Origin of the sequence: Anaerococcus sp. Marseille-P9784 (assembly GCF_902500265.1) — a bacterium.
In the GTDB taxonomy this organism is placed as follows: domain Bacteria; phylum Bacillota; class Clostridia; order Tissierellales; family Peptoniphilaceae; genus Anaerococcus.
This window is the reverse complement of sequence record NZ_CABVOZ010000002.1, coordinates 71,273-88,504: the sequence shown is the minus strand read 5'-3', so window position 1 is coordinate 88,504 and position 17,232 is coordinate 71,273. Positions and strand designations below refer to the sequence as shown.

Genomic DNA, 17,232 nt, shown 5'->3' with positions numbered 1-17,232 from the left:
TATTTGAATTTTTATTTTAATGTAAGTTTATAAGGAGTAAGCGATGAATAAATTAGCCTTTGACAATGATAAATATATAAAACTCCAATCGGAGAAAATTCTTGAAAGGATAAGTCATTTTGATAAATTATACTTAGAATTTGGTGGAAAATTATTTGACGATGGACACGCATCAAGAGTATTACCAGGATTTTTGCCAGATAGCAAGCTTAGAATGCTTGAAAGCATTAAGGATAAAATCGAAATAATAATAACTATTAATTCTAACGATATAGAAAATAACAAAATCAGAGGAGACAATGAAATTTCCTATGACACTGAATCAATAAGATTAAAACAAGCTTTTGAAAAGAGGGGATTTAAGGTAAATTCCATAGTACTGACTCAATTTGCTAATCAGGATAAGGCAATAAGATTTGAAAAATATTTGGATAATTTATCCATCGACCATTACAGAACTTATGACATCAAGGGTTATCCAAACAATATCGATCTTATTTTATCAAAAGATGGATTTGGTAAAAATGACTATATACAGACAAATCATCCACTCGTTGTACTAACAGGCCCAGGTCCTGGTTCTGGCAAAATGGCAACTTGTCTTTCACAAATGTATCTTGATAATGAAAAGGGCAAAAGATCTTCTTATGCAAAATTTGAAACATTTCCAATTTGGAATTTAGGCCTAATGCATCCAGTAAATATGGCTTATGAAGCTGCAACGGCAAATCTTAACGATGTAAATATGATTGATCCTTATCATCTTGAAGCCTATGGCAAATCTGCTGTAAATTATAATAGAGATGTTGAAGCCTTTCCAGTTTTAAAAAGAATGCTAGAAAAAATCATGGGAGAAACTCCATACAAATCTCCTACGGATATGGGCGTAAATATGGTAGGTTTTTGTATAGTTGATGACAAAGTTGCAATAGAAGCTTCCAAAGAAGAAATTATTAGAAGATATTACAACGCTTTGGTAGATGTAAGACTTGCCAAAGAATCAAGCCAAACCGTGGATAAAATTCAAACTTTAATGAGTAATCTAGATATTAATGCCGATGATAGAATTGTCGCTTTAAAAGCTAGAGAAAAAGAGCAAATTACAGAAAAAGAATCCTTTGCGATCAAGTTAAATGATGGAAATATAATTCAAGGCAAGAAATCAAAACTATTTTCAGCACCAGCGGCTTGTATCTTAAACGCCTTAAAAAAACTTGGAAATATCGATGATGAAATTTTGCTATTAAGTCCACATATAATTGAACCTGTTTCAAATCTTAAAACAAAATCACTTGGAGAAAGCAAACCATCACTTTCAATAAATGAAATGCTTATAGCTCTTGCAATCTCTGCTACAACCAATCCTCTAACTCACATGGCAATAGAAGAGATTAAAAACTTAGAAAATTTAGATGCTCATAGCACAGTGATTTTAAATGATAGTGAAAAAAGAATGCTAAGAAAACTAAAAATGAACTTCACTCAAGATCCAGTTTTTGGTGAAGATACTGCTTATTAATAATTTTCATAAAAAAAGATAGGAGCTAGAAAATTCTAACAACCTATCTTTTTTCTATTTGTTGTAATCATCATATTCAACATAGTTAAAATATTTTTCTAATTCATTAGTATCTTCATTTTGGTAAATTTCCACCATCTCATCGCTCATTGAATTAATCATATCAATTACAAACTTTCTAAGACTTGCTTGACCAAACATAGTCGTTGAGAAGCTTTCCTTGGCTTTTATCAATGATTTTGACCTTACAATTGTCTTTGCTAAATCAACTCCGCTAATTTTTTTCTCTTTGGTGATATTCATAGAGAAGAAATCTAGCAAATCTCTTAGGGTATTAACCTTAAATTTTAAATATTTATAAGCTAATTTAAACCAAAGTCCTCTTATCTCTACAAGGTCATCAAAAAATAGATCTTTGGAATTATTCTTTTCAAACTTTACCAAACTAGCTAATTTATCGAAACTTTCGTTTATATCATCTTTCATATAATCTAATAATAGATTAATGATGTCATAGCTCGGATCATTGAGATTATCTATCATTTTATTTACAAAATTTGGGCGTTGGTCTTCACCCAAAGGCTTGTATTGGTATAAATAATTTGCAAAATCGTAAAGTTTGTGGCCGTATTCGTCTATTGGCATATCAAGACCTTTGTTGATGTTTTTATCCCAATATCTTACGATTTTGTAGGGAGTTAATATTTTATCTTGAATTTGATCTAAAATTATATTAATAGCTTCTTCAAGCTTACTAGCCTTAATTATAAAATGATTTTTGGATTTTTCAACCACTAGCTGATATTCTCCATCTATCTTTCTTAGATAAATCTTTCCAATATGTTTTTTATAAATAGGTAGAAATTTTTCCACCATAGGAAACATTAGCTCATTTACATAGCCTTTTTCTGGAATTTTTATATTTAATCTTGAAGAAATTTGATTAGAAATTTCTTTTTTAAGATCCAAATGTTCAAACTTAGGGCTATTTACCTGAATTCTTATGTAATTGTGCAAAACATCTCTAAGTGAAAGTTGTTTGTTGATAGTATAGTTTATAGCATCATAAACCACCTCAATTTCATCATCCAAATTTCTATAGGTAAATTCTTTTATAAGCTCAGTTTTGATATATACTTCATAGCCATTTTCCTCAGCTACTCTATTTACAACTTTTATATGCCTTATTGGCAAAGGATAAGTTATTGGAGATCCTGTTTGAATGTCATAAATAACATTGCCAATTTCTGAAATATATTTAGCGGTTCCGTTTTCGTGCAAATGACCAGTAAAAACAAATTTCACTCCATTATCAGCTAAGACTTCTATTGGAGTTTTTCCATTTATTTTCGGATCTTCATCGATATATTTACTTCTCCATTCTTTTATTATAAAAGGTGAAAAAACTAGTTCTTGATTTCTAAAATTTGGCATAATGGCATGATGACCCATGACAAAAATTAGATCTTTGCGAGCTTTGGCTTGGTCAATTTTTTCTACAATCCATTTCATTTGATTTAAAGTTATAGATCCTGCTACATTTTCTCTTTGATCTCTGTGATTTTGTTCAGTGTCTGCTGAATAAATGGATGTGTCAATTGCTATTAATGTAAGGCCTGTGCTATCATTTCTATTGCTTGGAATTCTTGCTACATAAGAAAAATATCCATGAGCATAATATGAAAACTCTTCTTTTCTATCGTATTTTTTGTTGACTTCATCTAAATAAGTCTTAAAAATATCAGAATCCTTATACATTTCAAGTACATAAGGATTTTTGAAAACAAAATCGTATAAATCCAAAAATTCCCTTGGATTTATATTTTTTGTAGGTTTATCTTTTTTAAAATCGTAGGATTTATGATTATTTAAGTCATGGTTACCAGGAATTAGAAAAACTTCTCGTTTTTCATCTTTATTTTTCCAAGCCAATAAATTTTCTTTTACAACTTGATGAGATTTATATTCGCCATCTTTTACTAGATCACCAGGAATAAATAAAAATTCACTATTTGCTTTATCTACTAAGCTTAAAGCTTCTTTAAACAAAGCCTCGCTTTCAACCATTAATTTTCTATCTATTTTTATTTCTTTATTAAAATCTTCAGTATCTGCTATTAAATCAAAGCTAAGTACATGAGGATCGCTTATAATTGATATATCGAAATCATCTATTTCTTTTAATTTCATAGGACACCCCTGTATTTTCTATATATCTATAATATACCGATACTTGTTATTAATTAAACTTTATTAAAATAAAAATAGTTTTTATTTTATTATTTGATAAGCTAGTAATTTGAAGTAATATAAATAGACGTTGTTTTAATATTAGTATATATGCTAAAATAAGTTAAGAGGATGATTATGGAAGTTAGCAAAAATATTAAGCAAATTATAAATATTTTATTGGGAATTTGTCTATTTACTATTTTACTTTTAATTAGTGATGCTTCTTTAATAGTTTTTGCTTTTTGCCCAATTTTACTAGCAATAGTTTATTTTTCTTATGGTTTAGGAAAATATTTTTTGACCATAGCTTTTAGCTTAGTGCTAGCTTTTATCTTTGCTGATTTTAGATTCATGGCCCTTAATATCTTACCTTTATTTATAATAAGTTTGATTTTTCTATTGATTATAAAATCGGATATTTCTGATAGAGAGCAAATAATTATATCTTGGATTTTTATAAGTTTGATATTAATTGTCATATATAAACTATCCATGGTTGTTGAAAATATAGACATCGATAAACTTGCAAATGATTTAAAAAAAGCTTTAGAAGAAGTTAGCGATTATAAGATAGCAATTAGCTATTATAAAGCTTCTTTTGCCTTGTATCCTGCCATACTTTCAAGTGCTTCTTTAATTTATAGCCTCATAGGACTTAAAATTATTAGAAACTTTCTATCCTATAAAAATATTGGCAAAGATCTTTTAAGTGTAAATACTTTTAGGCTAGAAAAGAAGGACTTGCTTGTAATATTTGTAATATCCATAGTAATTTATTTTTTATTAGGATTTTTTGGGGTAAATAAAACATATATAAGGATAAACATTATTTTTATGCTTTTTGCGATTTTTACCCTTAATGGGATGTTTACTTTTGACTATATCCTTACTTATAGGCAGAATCTTTTAACTAAGACCTTACAGTGGTTTTTTATTTTGTTATTTTTTTATTTGCTAGCAATAATGTTTTTTATTCTAGGAATAATTGATGTATTTATGGATTTAAGAAAAAAGCTTGGAGGAATTTATGGAAAAATTTAAGATAAGAGGAAAAGAACAAATACCTGGGATTTTGGCTCTGCCAATTGCAATTTCTTTCATCCTAATATATTTTAATCCTGTACTTGGTATAATTGCTCTTATACTTTGCCTAGCCTTATATTTTCATTTAAAAAATATTAACGATTATAACCAAGGACTTTTACAAAAATATGTTGATCAATTAGACCTTAGTTTTAATAGCATTACAAAAAGCTTAGTTTTTGAAATGCCATTTCCAATTGTTGTTTTAAATGAAAAAAAGCAAATAAAATGGCACAACACCTACTTTAGAAATTTATTTCCTGATGAAGAGCTTATTGGAAGTGATATAAATAAGATAATACCAGCAATTGTCAAAATAGATTTAAAGGAAACAAAATCTGATAGAGCATTAGTAGCTGATATTGGAGATAAAAAAATTCAGTTTTATTTTAATAATGTTAAAAATGATGAACTAGATGAAATGGAAACTTTTATCTACGGCATTGATAACACTTACGATGAGTCAATAAAGCAACTATTTAAAGACAAAAGATTGGTATTTTTTACAATATATCTTGATAATTATGAAGATTTGAGAAATGCAACCGATTCACTAAACAGGCCTCAAGTTTTGGGGGCAATTGATAGAACGATTAACGAATATTTCAAATCAAGAACAGGCGTTGTAAGAAAATACGAAAATGATAGATACATGGTTGTCATGGAATATCAAGATTACATGAAAATATACGAAAGCAAATTTTCGATTCTTGATGAAGTTAGGAATATAAGCCATGGAAACCTAATAAATCCAACATTGTCTATCGGAGTTGGGGTTTTGGGTCAAAATCCAAATGAAATTTATAATGACTCTAGAGTTTCAATCGATATAGCTTTATCCCGTGGTGGAGATCAAGCTGTTGTAAAACTTAAAGATAATTACGAATATTTTGGTGGCAAAAGCAAGGCCACAGAAAAAACCTCAAAAGTAAAATCTAGAGTTATTTCAGGAGCCTTAAAGAGAATTGTAGAATCAAGCAGCGATGTTTTTATTATGGGTCATAATAATCCAGACATGGATTCTTTTGGCTCAGCTTTAGGAGTTTACGAAGGGGTCAAATTTTTGGGAAAAGATGCCTATTTAGTTTTAAATGAAATTCCAAGGCAAATTGAAAATATTTACAATAGTTCTATTAATAATTTAAAAGAACTTAAAGACAATATATTAACAGAAGAAGAAGCTTTATTAAAAATCAAGTCATCATCTGTGATTGTAGTTTGCGATAATCATAGGAAAAACTCAACTGAAGCACCAAGTCTTATAGATAAAACAGATCAAATTTTTATTATAGACCACCACAGAAGAGGCAAAGATTATATTAAAAAATCAACTATATCTTACATCGAGCCTTATGCTTCATCCGCTTCTGAATTAGTAACAGAAATACTAAACTATTTGGATGAAAATTTTAAAGCAAGAACTCCAGTAGCAGAAGCACTTCTTGCAGGAATTACAGTTGATACCAAAAACTTTGTCTATCAGACAGGTGTAAGAACTTTTGAAGCAGCAAGCATACTAAAGCGTTGGGGAGCTGATACGGTTTATATAAAACGAATGTTTAAGGATGATTATGAAATTGTTAGATATAAATCTGAAGTAATCGCAGATTCGAGTATAGTAAATGATATGATTGCTATTGCTCATTTTAATAGAGATATAGACGGTTCAACCCTTATAGCAAGTCAGGCTGCTGATGATTTATTAAGCATAAAAGGTGTAAAAGCAAGTTTTGTTTTGACAAGAGCAAATAATAAAATTCACATTTCAGGTAGAAGCTTAGGCGATATAAGTGTACAATTAATATTAGAGCGTATCGGAGGTGGTGGTCATCTAACGGCTGCAGCCACCCAATTAGATATGAGCATGGAAAATGCTGAAAAATTGCTCAAAAAAGCAATAATTGAATATTTAAGAGAGGAAGAAGAAGATGAAAGTAATACTAACAGATAATATTGTAAGAGTAGGCGTAAAGGGAGATTTGGTTGATGTAAAACCAGGATATTTTAGAAATTACCTTAACCCACAAGGATTAGCAGTAGAAGCTAACAAGAAAAATATGGCAGAGCTTGAAGAAATGCAAGCTAAACTAAAAGAAGAAGAAGCTCAAAATAGAAAAGAAGCTGAAGAATTAAAGGCAAAAATCGAAGGACTAACAATTACCCAAAAAGTAAATGTTGGCGAAGATGGAAAACTTTTTGGTTCAGTAACAAACAAATCTCTAGCAGAAGCTTTAGCTGAAAATGGCATAGAAATCGATAGAAAAAGAATTGAAAATGTTGAATCAATCAAATCAGTTGGTGAATATGAACTAAATGTTAGATTGTATCCAGAAGTAAATGCTAATCTAAAAGTTGAAGTGGTAGCTGAGGCTGAATAATGACTGAGGCAAATAGGCCTCTTCCATACGACTTTTTAGCAGAGAAAGCTATTATCGGAAGTATAATTAAGAAAAATGAAACTTTCGATAGAGCAAATCAAATAATAAAACCTGTGGACTTTTACGATTCCAGAACTCAAAGGATATATAAATCAATAGTAACTATGTTTGAAAAAGACATAAAAGTTGACGAAGTGAGCTTATTATCCCAGTTAAGGAATGAGAATATATTAGAAGAAGTTGGAGGGGAGGAGTTTATCGCTGAGATTACCCTCTCCTCATTTTATACTCCAAATATCGATACATACGCAAAAACAGTCAAAGAAAAATCTCTGCTAAGAAATCTAATAGAGGCAAGTGCGGATATAATGGAGGATAGCTACAGGCAAAGTGACGATATTGGCACAATATTAGAAAAAGCTGAAAGTAAAATTTTTGATATATCACAAGACCGATTAAATGATGGCTTGGTCAGAGTATCAGATACCCTAGATGAAACCATACAAAAGATAAACGAGCTATCTTTAAACGATGGAAATATAACAGGAGTTCCAACTGGCCTATCCTTAGTGGATATGAAACTTTCAGGTTTGCAACAATCTCAACTAATACTTCTGGCAGCAAGACCAGCTATGGGAAAAACAGCTCTTGGCCTTACAATTGCTTGGAACGCAGCAAAAGCTGGCAAATCTGTAGGATTTTTCTCACTTGAAATGTCTAGCTTACAACTTAATTATAGACTTATTTCTATGGTAAGCTTGATAGAACTTGATCAAGTAATGAATGGAAGAATAAAAGATCATGAATGGCAACTTTTATTTGATTCTGTTAAAGAGATAGCAAGCAAAGATTTGTATGTAGACGAAACTCCAGCAATTTCCTTATCAGAAATGCGAAGTAAACTAAAAAGATTAAAGGCAGAAAAAGGCTTAGACCTTGTTGTAATAGATTATCTTCAACTGATGACAGCAGAAGGTTATAAGGAAAATAGGCAAAATGAAATAGCCTCTATTTCACGTGGCCTAAAAAGCTTATCCAAAGAATTGAACTGTCCAATTCTTTCTCTTGCCCAATTATCCCGTGAAGCAGACAAAAGAGCTGATCACAGACCTATTCTATCCGATTTAAGAGAATCTGGTGCTATTGAACAAGATGCAGATGTGGTAATGCTTCTTTATAGGGAAGATTATTACAATGAAGAAGATAATCCAAATATTGCAAAGATAATTGTAGCAAAACATAGAAATGGTTCCACAGGAACTTTGGATTTATTTTTCAACAAACCTTGCACAACTTTTAGAGATTTAAGCTTAAAAGAAGAAAATGGAAAAGAAAAATCAACAAAATAAAGTATATCTTGAAAAAATAAATAGACAAGTAGCAAGCGAATTAAACCAATGGGGAAATTTCTCAGACCCACGCTTATCAGGCTATAATTATGGAAATTTAAGCAGTTTTGAGATAAGTTTTTGGTATAGCTCAGTAACTACGCCTAGAAAAAAATATTTTGCCGTAAAAAGAACTAGTGATAATAGATTTATTGGTTTTTTGGGATTAAAAAATTATAATCCTCTAACAAAAAAAGCAAAACTTGGAATAGTTTTTGATCCTAATTTCACATCCATGGGCTATGGCTATGCAGCAATGGAAATCTTACTTGATTATTATTTCAATACCCTAAAATTTAGAGAATTGCTTTTGGAAGTAAATTTATTTAACGATAGGGCCTTAAGACTTTACAAAAGTTTAGGATTTAAAGAAACAGGCTTAACAAGCGAAGTGTTTGAAAATCAAGATATAGAATTTGACCAAAGATATTTTGAAGAAAAAAGAGGACTTATATATTCAAAAATATTGAAAATGAAACTTACAAAGGATGATTATTATGGAATTTAAGATAGAAAGCTTAAAAGTTGACTTGGGAATGACCCCGTTTGAAAATATGTTTTTGAATATGTATGTAGATAAGGCTAGTGGCGATGCCCTAAAATTTTATTTGTTAGTATATAAAGATATTTATAATCAGGGAAATGTTGACCTTAACAAAATTCAAAGACAACTAGATTTTTCTGATGAAGATATAAAAAAATGCATAGATTACTGGATTAGCATGGGAGTTTTTAGAGAAAAAAAATCAATGAACAACCAATCTTACATTGAAATAGTTTCATTTAGACAGATGTATTTTGGTGATGATGAAAATCCAATAAACGAAAATAGTTTTGACTTATCAAGCAGAAAACAAGTTATGTTTGAAAATATCATAAATATAATAAATAGAGCCCTTACACCAGCAGATATTACAAGAATTCAAGAAACTTTAGAAGATTATAAGCAAGATCCGGAGCTTGTAACAGAAGCCTTTAGACAAGCTAAAACCTCTGGCAATGTCGATGTAAAATATGTTATGGGTTACCTAAAAACTTGGAGAGATCAAAATATTTTCACACTAAATGACCTAAAAACTCAAGAAGAAAGACAAAAACTTCTAAGAAAAAATTCTCCTCGCCAATACAAAAGAACAAAATCTACGAATTTTTCAAATGATGATTATAAGTCATACGCAGAAAAAGCAAGAGCAAAGAGATTTAAAAAAATGCTAGAAAAGGATGATAGCTATGAACAAAAATAGCAAAGCCAGTGAAATCTTAGCCAAAAGACGCGAAGAAAATATAATAAATTTACAAAATAGAGTAAATGAAGTTTATGAAAAAATTCCAAATATGAAAGCACTTGATAAAACTATAAAAGATTTGGGATTTAAGATTGTAAGCTATGGTTTGGACAATATAAATACAGAAGATCTTGAAGATGAGCAAAGAAAACTTTTAGACCTAAAAGAAAAACTCTTATTAGAGAATGGCTTTTCCAAAGACTATTTACAAATGCATTACCACCACGAGCTTTGCAAGGATACTGGATTTGTCGGAACAGAGATATGCTCTTGTAGAAAGCAAATAATAATTGAAGAAAATTATAGCAATTCGTCAATAAAAAGCTTGATTCTTAGGGAAAATTTCGATTCTTTTGATGCAAATTTATTTTCTGCAAATCCCTACAAAGATTATCCTATAAGCCCTAGAGAAAATATTTTGCTAATAAAAGATGAACTTCTAAAATTTGTCAATAATTTCGATAAAGAAAAATCAAATCTTTATATTTTTGGAGATGTGGGTAGAGGCAAAACTTTTTTACTAAATGCTCTTGCCAAAGAAATTTTAGACCGAAATTATTCTGTTTTTTATATCACATCTTCTAGTCTTTTTAAATTTTTAAACGATTATAACCGGGCCTTTGAAGAGCAAAGATCCAAACATCAAGAAAAATACGATTTTATTAAAGAATGTGATTTGTTAATAATTGACGATTTGGGTAGTGAAGCAACTAGTAAAAATGATCCGGCAAATTTATTTGATATTGTAAATAGTAGGATGATTAGCGAAAAACCAATAATTTTTTCTACAAATTATGACGAGTCCATGCTTTCAGAAGTCTACGGTGGGCGCATATTTTCAAGAATTGTGGGTAATAGTAAAGTATACGAAGTATTTGGAGAAGATCTGAGATTAAAAGAAAGATAGGTGCTAGCAATGATTGTTGTAGATAAAGATCAAATGCAAAAAATAGATCAATATGCTATTAATGAGCTAAAAATTCCTTCAATTTGTTTGGTGGAAAGAGCTGCTCTTTCTGTCATTAAGAATATTGATTTAAATGTAAGAAAAACCTTTGCCCTTGTAGTTGGAATTGGCAATAACGGTGCTGATGGCTTGGCTCTTGCAAGAAATCTTCTTGCCAGAGATTATTATGTCGAAGTCTATATAATAGGAAATATAGAAAAAGCTAAAGAAGATTTTATCTTAAATTATCAGGCAGTCAAAAACTTAACCGATAAAATTTCTCTAGTAGAAACTATTTTGGATTTGGAAGTAATGGAAAAAAATATTTCCAAAGTTTCTACAATTATCGAAGGAATTTTTGGAACTGGACTTGACAGAACGATTACAGGTACTTACGCCTATGTTATAGCCATGCTAAATAGGTCGATGAAATACATAATTTCCATTGACATTCCATCAGGAGTGGATTCGACAACTGGCGAAGCATGGGGTGAAGTGGTTGATAGCGATTTGATCGTTTCTATGCAACTTATGAAAAAAGGAGTTTATGACAGATCGATTTATAAAAATAAATGCGTCGTAGAAGATATAGGCATACCTCAAAAGGCAATTGACCATGTCCTTAATGAAACTTATCCTTAGAGGAGTTAATTATGAAATTTAAGAATAAACTACTAGTAAATCTACTTTTGATTTTAGCTTTAACTTCTTGTGGAAGCAACAAATCTTTACAAAATTCTTCATATGATAACATGAAAAGTGAAGAAGCTTCTGAGCAAGAGATTTCAGATACTACTGAAGAAGCAACTGACAATATAGGCGATTCTTTTGATATCAGTGGTCAGATTGAAGAAAATAATCAAATAAAAGATAGAAAGATCGAATATTTTTACGAATATACCATAGAAACAACAACTTATGACGATGATTATAAAAAGCTAAATGAACTAACAAGTAAATACAAGGGATATATCGATTCTTCTGATTTTTATATGGATAGAAGAAATGATGATAAAATTGATCTTAGAAGTTATCAGGTTGTAATAAAAATTCCTAGAGATACATCAGCTGGTTTTGCCAAAGATCTTACAAAAATTGGAAAAATTAATAATATAAGTCAATCTAGCAATGATTTGACCAAAGACTATAAAGATGTAAATTTAAGACTTGAAACCAAGAAAAAAGAACTAGACAAACTCAACCAGCTAATGGAAAAATCCAAAAATATAGAAGAAACTATGGCCATTAGTCAAAGAATTCTTGAAGTTGAAAGCGAAATAGATCAAATTAATTCAAATCTAAGAGATCTTGACCAAAGAGTAGCTTACAATACTTTCACAATTTTTCTAAGAGAAGTTTACGATTATAATGATATTTCCAAAAATAATCCTCGCTTTGGAGAGAGAATAGCAGAAGCTTTTGGAAACTCTGTTGGAATTTTCCTAAATTCTATCATGGATCTACTAGTTATAATGGTTTCCTATTGGCCGATCTTAGTAATACTTATTGTAATAATAATTTTAATTGTAAGATTCAGAAAAAAGAAGAATAAGACAAAAAAATCAGAGAAGATAAGCAAAGATTTGCCAAATAATCTTGATTAAATTTTAGAAAACTCGTATACTATAGTTAACTAAATAAAGCAATGATAAGACTTAGTACCCTTAGGAAGTTTTTAGAGAGAAGATGGTTGGTGAAAATCTTTGATGAAATTTGGGGAATCTACCTTTAGCTTATAAAATTAAGAAAAAAATTGGGTGGCACCACGAGACCTTCGTCCCATGTAGGGAGGAGGTCTTTTTATATGCCAAAAAGGAGTAATAATGATTGACATTAAATTTTTAAGAGAAAATCCAGATCTTGTAAAAGAAAATATTAAAAAGAAATTTCAAGATCAAAAATTAGTTTTAGTAGATGAAGTTTTAGAACTAGACGAAAAACAAAGAGCTGTCAAAACCGAAGGCGACAATCTAAGAGCAGAAAGAAACAAACTTTCAAAAGAAATCGGCGCTTTGATGGGTCAAGGCAAAAAAGACCAAGCAGAAAAAACTAAAGCCCATGTAGGAGAAATAAACGATAGACTTCTAAAAATCGAAGAAGAAACCAAAAATTATGCAGATGAGGTAAAAACTCGTATGCAAAAAATCCCACAAATAATAGATGAAACTGTTCCAATAGGCAAAGATGATAGCGAAAATGTTGAAAACGAAAGATTTGGAGAGCCAATTGTTCCAGAATACGAAGTTCCTTATCACGTTGACATCATGGAAACATTTGACGGAATCGACCTAGATGCATCAAGAGAAACATCTGGTTCAGGTTTTTATTATCTAAGAGGCGATATTGCAAGACTTCATTCAGCAATCCTTTCTTATGCAAGAGATTTTATGATAGATCGTGGCTATACTTATTACATTCCACCATTTATGATAAGATCTGATGTTGTAACAGGCGTTATGAGCTTTGAAGAAATGGAAAATATGATGTATAAGATAGAAGGCGAAGACCTATATCTTATAGGAACAAGCGAACACTCCATGATAGGTAAATTTATAAATACGATAAATGAAGAAGAAAAAATGCCTCTAAAAATGACATCCTATTCACCTTGCTTTAGAAAAGAAGTAGGAGCTCATGGTATAGAAGAGCGTGGAGTATATCGTATCCACCAATTTGAAAAACAAGAAATGGTAATAATTTGTAAGCCAGAAGATTCAAAAACTCTATACAACGAATTATGGAATAACACAGTAGATTTCTTTAGAAGTCTAGAAATTCCAGTAAGAACTCTAGAATGTTGCTCAGGAGATCTTGCAGATCTTAAAGTAAAATCTTGTGACGTCGAAGCATGGAGCCCACGCCAAAAGAAATACTTTGAAGTTGGATCTTGCTCAAATCTTGGAGATGCACAAGCTAGAAGACTAAACATAAGACTAAGAGGAGAAAAGGGAACCTACTTTGCCCACACTCTAAATAACACAGTAGTAGCTCCACCAAGAATGCTAATAGCTTTCCTTGAAAACTTACTACAAGAAGATGGAAGCGTAAAAATCCCAGCTCCACTTCAAATGTACATGGGCGGAAAAGATAAAATAATTCCAAAAAATAAATAAGATCATTAAAAGAAAGCTCGACACAAAAGTGTCGAGTTTTTTAGTGAAATTGAAATTTAACTATTAAGCTAAAAGCTTGCAAACTCATATATATATAATAGAGATAAATGATAGTTAAATTTTAATTAAATTTACATATAACTATTAGTATAAAAGCTTGCAAATTCATATATATATATATATATATAATAGAGGTAAATAATAATTAAATTTTAATTATGTAATTATAACAAAATTGGAGGAGAAATGAAAAATAAAAAGAGCACCATACTAGCTTTAGCATTGTCAATTTCCTTTGTAGTTTCAGCACAAACTGCATTTGCAGAAGAAGCTAATACAGAAGAAACAAATCCAACCGAAGCTATCGAAACTTTAAAAGAAGAAGAAAAAGAAGAAGAAACTGAAGAAACTGAAGAAGAAAATCTAGAAACTGAAGAAGAAGCTAAACCATTAGAAGAAGATGAAGAAGCTGATGATAATGGCGGTCTTGAAATTAGCGACCTTGAAGAGAAAGAAGCTCTAGGAAGTCCAGAATCTGATGCATTTGAACAAGCTGCTGATAGCATGTTTGATGGAATTTCAAAAAAAGAAGGAGTTTATAACGCTGTTTACGATAAATATGGCAAGAACGTAACAGTAACAATCCTTGATGAAACTCAAGACGCAAAAGAAATTAGTGGAACTGGATTAGTAGCTGGTTTAACAAAATTATATAATGAAAATAATCTTGTAAAAATAAAAGTAGGTGGCGAAGATGAAAGAGATTTAAAAGCTCTTGCTGCCGCTGCTCCAAGTTCAGGAATGACTGTAGAACAAATGTTTAAACTTGTTTTTGGAGCTGACATAGTAAATGCTGCTCAAGGAACAGGAAAGAAAACTGGTAAACTTAAAGATTTTGTAGGCAAAACTGTTAATCTTGTATTAACTGTAAAAAATGGGGACGGAACCGAAGAAACTCTAGTTTACACAATTAATGGCGTAAACAAAAATGGAGAAATCCCTGAAGAAAAACCTGAAGAAAAACCAGAAAACAATGAAAATGGCTACAAAACAAAAGAAGCAGCCGAAAAAGCAGCTCAAGAAGCTTTAAAGAATGATCCAGTTAACAAATCATACACAATCAGCCAAAATGCAGACGGTAGATATATTTATCTCCTATCATCATATGAAAAAATAGATACTCCAGAAGAAGATCCAGAGGATCCTCAAACAGACGAAAAACCAGAAAACAATGAAAATGGTTACAAAACAAAAGATGCTGCTATAAAAGCTGGCGAAGAAGCAATGCCAAAAAATATGAAAAATAACTTTAAAGTTACAGCTGACCAAGGAGCAAATGGAAGATGGTTTTATAGATTTGAAGCAAAAGAAGATGAGAAACCAAATCCAAATCCAGATAAACCAAATCCAGATAAACCAGTAGTTCCAGATCATCCATCAAACCCAGTTGTACCAGGCACAACAAGTGATTCTGATGATGAAACTGAAGTTGGAACTGATGATAAAGTTGAAGAAGAAAATAAAGATGAAAATAAGGCTAAGGATTTAATAGAAAAAATTACTGAAAATACAAAAGAAATCGAAAAAATCCTTAAAGAAAACGAAGCAAATCAAGAAGGAAACGACAAGAAAGAAGATCCTACAAAAGATCCTGAAAAAGAAACTGATAAAGAAAAAGACAATAAAAATGAAGAAAAACAAGCTCCTGCTAAGAAACACTCAAATCCAAAAACAGGTGTAGTTAGCATGGCACCAATCGTTGCAAGCTTTGCAATTTCTATGTCATCTCTTGTTGCTTTAAGAAAAAAGAATGATTAATTAAAATAAATTAGAATAAGTGACAAATTAAAAACGCCTCCATAAGTTTTATCACAAACTTAGATGGGGGCGTTATTTTATTGGTTTACTATGCTTAGCATACTTGATTTCGGATCTTTGGAATTTATTTTCTGATCGTAAGATAGGTAAATATTTTCATCATTTTTACAAAAAGATGAGTTTATCGATAAAATTAGACCAGAATGTTCTAATAAGTAAAGATCACTTGGAGCATTATAAACTATGTCGTTTTTTGTTTCTTTTGAGTCTAGTGCATTTTTTACTAGATAAGCTCCATTTTTTTTCAAAAAGTCTGCAAATTTTATGGCTTCGTTGGCTGTGTTAGAATTTGTCAAGACATAAATTTTTCTTGTTGAATAATCTGTGTTTTTTGTTATTGACAAGTCTAATTGGTCGTAATATAAATAGTCGCTTGGATTTATTAATTTCTTAGTTTCTTTGTATTTACTTGCATCATTTTTTGCAAGAGCTGTATCATAAGGATTGTTTTCATCCTCCTTAAAAGTCTTTAGCGAATCTTCAAATAGTTTTGATCTGTAAAAAATTATATTAGATTCTTTGTAGTCTTCAGGAATTAAAATTCTTGCAAATTTATTCCAATAGACATGATCTATTGAATTATTATTTGATAAGTCTATGATTAGTTTACCAACTGGTGGGTTTGCCAAAAATGTGTCTGTTATTTTTTTTAGATCATTTTCAAATTCTTTAGGTCTAAAATCTTCCATGCTTATTACCATTAGGCCGTTTGTGATGATTTCGCCTTTTGTAGCTTCTTTTTTGCTGTTTGCATCAGTAATTAATCTTTTGTACCTATCGACAGCTTGTGGATCTTCGAGTACTGATTTTTTGTTTGAATTTTTCTTATCTTTATAATAATCAAAGAGATTTTGGTAAGTATCTTTTTCCAAAATAAAGGTTCTGCTATCATCAAGTATTGCTAGATACTGATTTATTAATGTAAAGTATTCTTGGTCAGTTTTAGATAGGGCAATTTTTTTTCTAAAATCGTTGTATTGACCCAAAAATTTCTTGTAGTTTTCTTTATTTTCATTATCCACTGCATAAGATCTTTGGATTATATTATACAAACTTTCAAAATCGGTGATTTTTTCGCCAGCACTTAAAGATCTATTTTCTGATGGGGAAACAAAAACTTCTCTTCCCAAACTTTCCAAAACTTCATCTCTAAAGTCTGGATAGCCCATAACTTTGTATGAGTTTATGGCATTAGAAATAAATTTACCACCAAGAACTATTAGAGCAAAAAATATTAGGCCAAGGATTATTCTGCGTCTTATAAATTTTTTTCTTCTTTGAAGTTTTTTCCTTTCGGCTCTTTTTCTTTGGGAGTCAGATTGTATATTGTAAGCGTCTCTATCATTATTTGTTAATAATTCATTTTTTTTAGTTTTTCTTTTATTTATGCGTTTTCTTGACATAATTTT

General features: G+C 30.4%; 14 protein-coding genes. 12 read left to right on the top strand and 2 right to left on the bottom strand.

All coding sequences use genetic code 11. The features are described from left to right. The first annotated feature begins 43 nt into the window (after positions 1-43). Positions 44-1,519 (top strand): DUF1846 domain-containing protein, encoded by a 1,476-nt coding sequence (locus tag GAN53_RS04115; protein WP_151409724.1) that lies wholly within the window; start codon positions 44-46, stop codon positions 1,517-1,519. Between the two features lie 54 nt (positions 1,520-1,573). Here GAN53_RS04115 and GAN53_RS04110 read toward each other — a convergent pair whose 3' ends face one another. After that, entirely contained in the window at positions 1,574-3,709 is a 2,136-nt protein-coding gene (locus GAN53_RS04110; protein WP_151409723.1) for a metallophosphoesterase family protein, read from the bottom strand. Between the two features lie 177 nt (positions 3,710-3,886). Between GAN53_RS04110 and GAN53_RS04105 the strand changes: the two genes are divergently transcribed. The 11 genes from GAN53_RS04105 (at position 3,887) to GAN53_RS09725 (ending at position 15,763) form a co-directional block, all read left to right on the top strand. After that, positions 3,887-4,792: a DUF2232 domain-containing protein gene (locus GAN53_RS04105; protein ID WP_192574088.1), complete on the top strand. Its 906-nt coding sequence runs from the start codon at positions 3,887-3,889 to the stop codon at positions 4,790-4,792. Continuing rightward, positions 4,779-6,785, top strand: coding sequence for a DHH family phosphoesterase (locus GAN53_RS04100; protein ID WP_151409721.1), 2,007 nt, complete (start codon positions 4,779-4,781; stop codon positions 6,783-6,785). The genes GAN53_RS04105 and GAN53_RS04100 overlap by 14 nt, the downstream gene beginning before the upstream one ends. After that, positions 6,763-7,212 (top strand): 50S ribosomal protein L9, encoded by a 450-nt coding sequence (gene rplI / locus GAN53_RS04095; protein ID WP_151409720.1) that lies wholly within the window; start codon positions 6,763-6,765, stop codon positions 7,210-7,212. The genes GAN53_RS04100 and rplI overlap by 23 nt, the downstream gene beginning before the upstream one ends. After that, on the top strand, positions 7,212-8,561 hold the full coding sequence (dnaB, locus tag GAN53_RS04090; RefSeq protein ID WP_151409719.1) for a replicative DNA helicase: 1,350 nt from the start codon (positions 7,212-7,214) through the stop codon (positions 8,559-8,561). The genes rplI and dnaB overlap by 1 nt, the downstream gene beginning before the upstream one ends. Next, complete coding sequence (locus GAN53_RS04085) at positions 8,536-9,108, top strand: GNAT family N-acetyltransferase (protein ID WP_151409718.1); 573 nt, start codon at positions 8,536-8,538, stop codon at positions 9,106-9,108. Before dnaB ends, GAN53_RS04085 begins: the two co-directional genes overlap by 26 nt. After that, positions 9,098-9,844 (top strand): DnaD domain-containing protein, encoded by a 747-nt coding sequence (locus tag GAN53_RS04080; RefSeq protein ID WP_151409717.1) that lies wholly within the window; start codon positions 9,098-9,100, stop codon positions 9,842-9,844. The genes GAN53_RS04085 and GAN53_RS04080 overlap by 11 nt, the downstream gene beginning before the upstream one ends. After that, positions 9,831-10,793: an ATP-binding protein gene (locus GAN53_RS04075; RefSeq protein WP_151409716.1), complete on the top strand. Its 963-nt coding sequence runs from the start codon at positions 9,831-9,833 to the stop codon at positions 10,791-10,793. Before GAN53_RS04080 ends, GAN53_RS04075 begins: the two co-directional genes overlap by 14 nt. A 9-nt stretch (positions 10,794-10,802) precedes the next feature. Beyond that, positions 10,803-11,474 carry an NAD(P)H-hydrate epimerase gene (locus GAN53_RS04070; protein WP_151409715.1) on the top strand — a complete coding sequence of 224 codons (672 nt, stop codon included), beginning with the start codon at positions 10,803-10,805 and terminating at the stop codon, positions 11,472-11,474. An 11-nt stretch (positions 11,475-11,485) separates the two neighbouring features. Then, entirely contained in the window at positions 11,486-12,436 is a 951-nt protein-coding gene (locus GAN53_RS04065; RefSeq protein WP_151409714.1) for a DUF4349 domain-containing protein, read from the top strand. A 219-nt stretch (positions 12,437-12,655) separates the two neighbouring features. After that, positions 12,656-13,945, top strand: a complete 1,290-nt coding sequence (gene serS, locus GAN53_RS04060) for a serine--tRNA ligase (RefSeq protein ID WP_151409713.1) — start codon at positions 12,656-12,658, stop codon at positions 13,943-13,945. Between the two features lie 246 nt (positions 13,946-14,191). After that, positions 14,192-15,763 (top strand): DUF5633 domain-containing protein, encoded by a 1,572-nt coding sequence (locus GAN53_RS09725; RefSeq protein ID WP_192574087.1) that lies wholly within the window; start codon positions 14,192-14,194, stop codon positions 15,761-15,763. Positions 15,764-15,840: 77 nt separating this feature from the next. Here the strand turns inward: GAN53_RS09725 and GAN53_RS04050 are convergent, their stop codons facing one another. Further along, positions 15,841-17,226, bottom strand: a complete 1,386-nt coding sequence (locus GAN53_RS04050) for a peptidase S41 (protein WP_151409712.1) — start codon at positions 17,224-17,226, stop codon at positions 15,841-15,843. Positions 17,227-17,232: the final 6 nt, after the last annotated feature.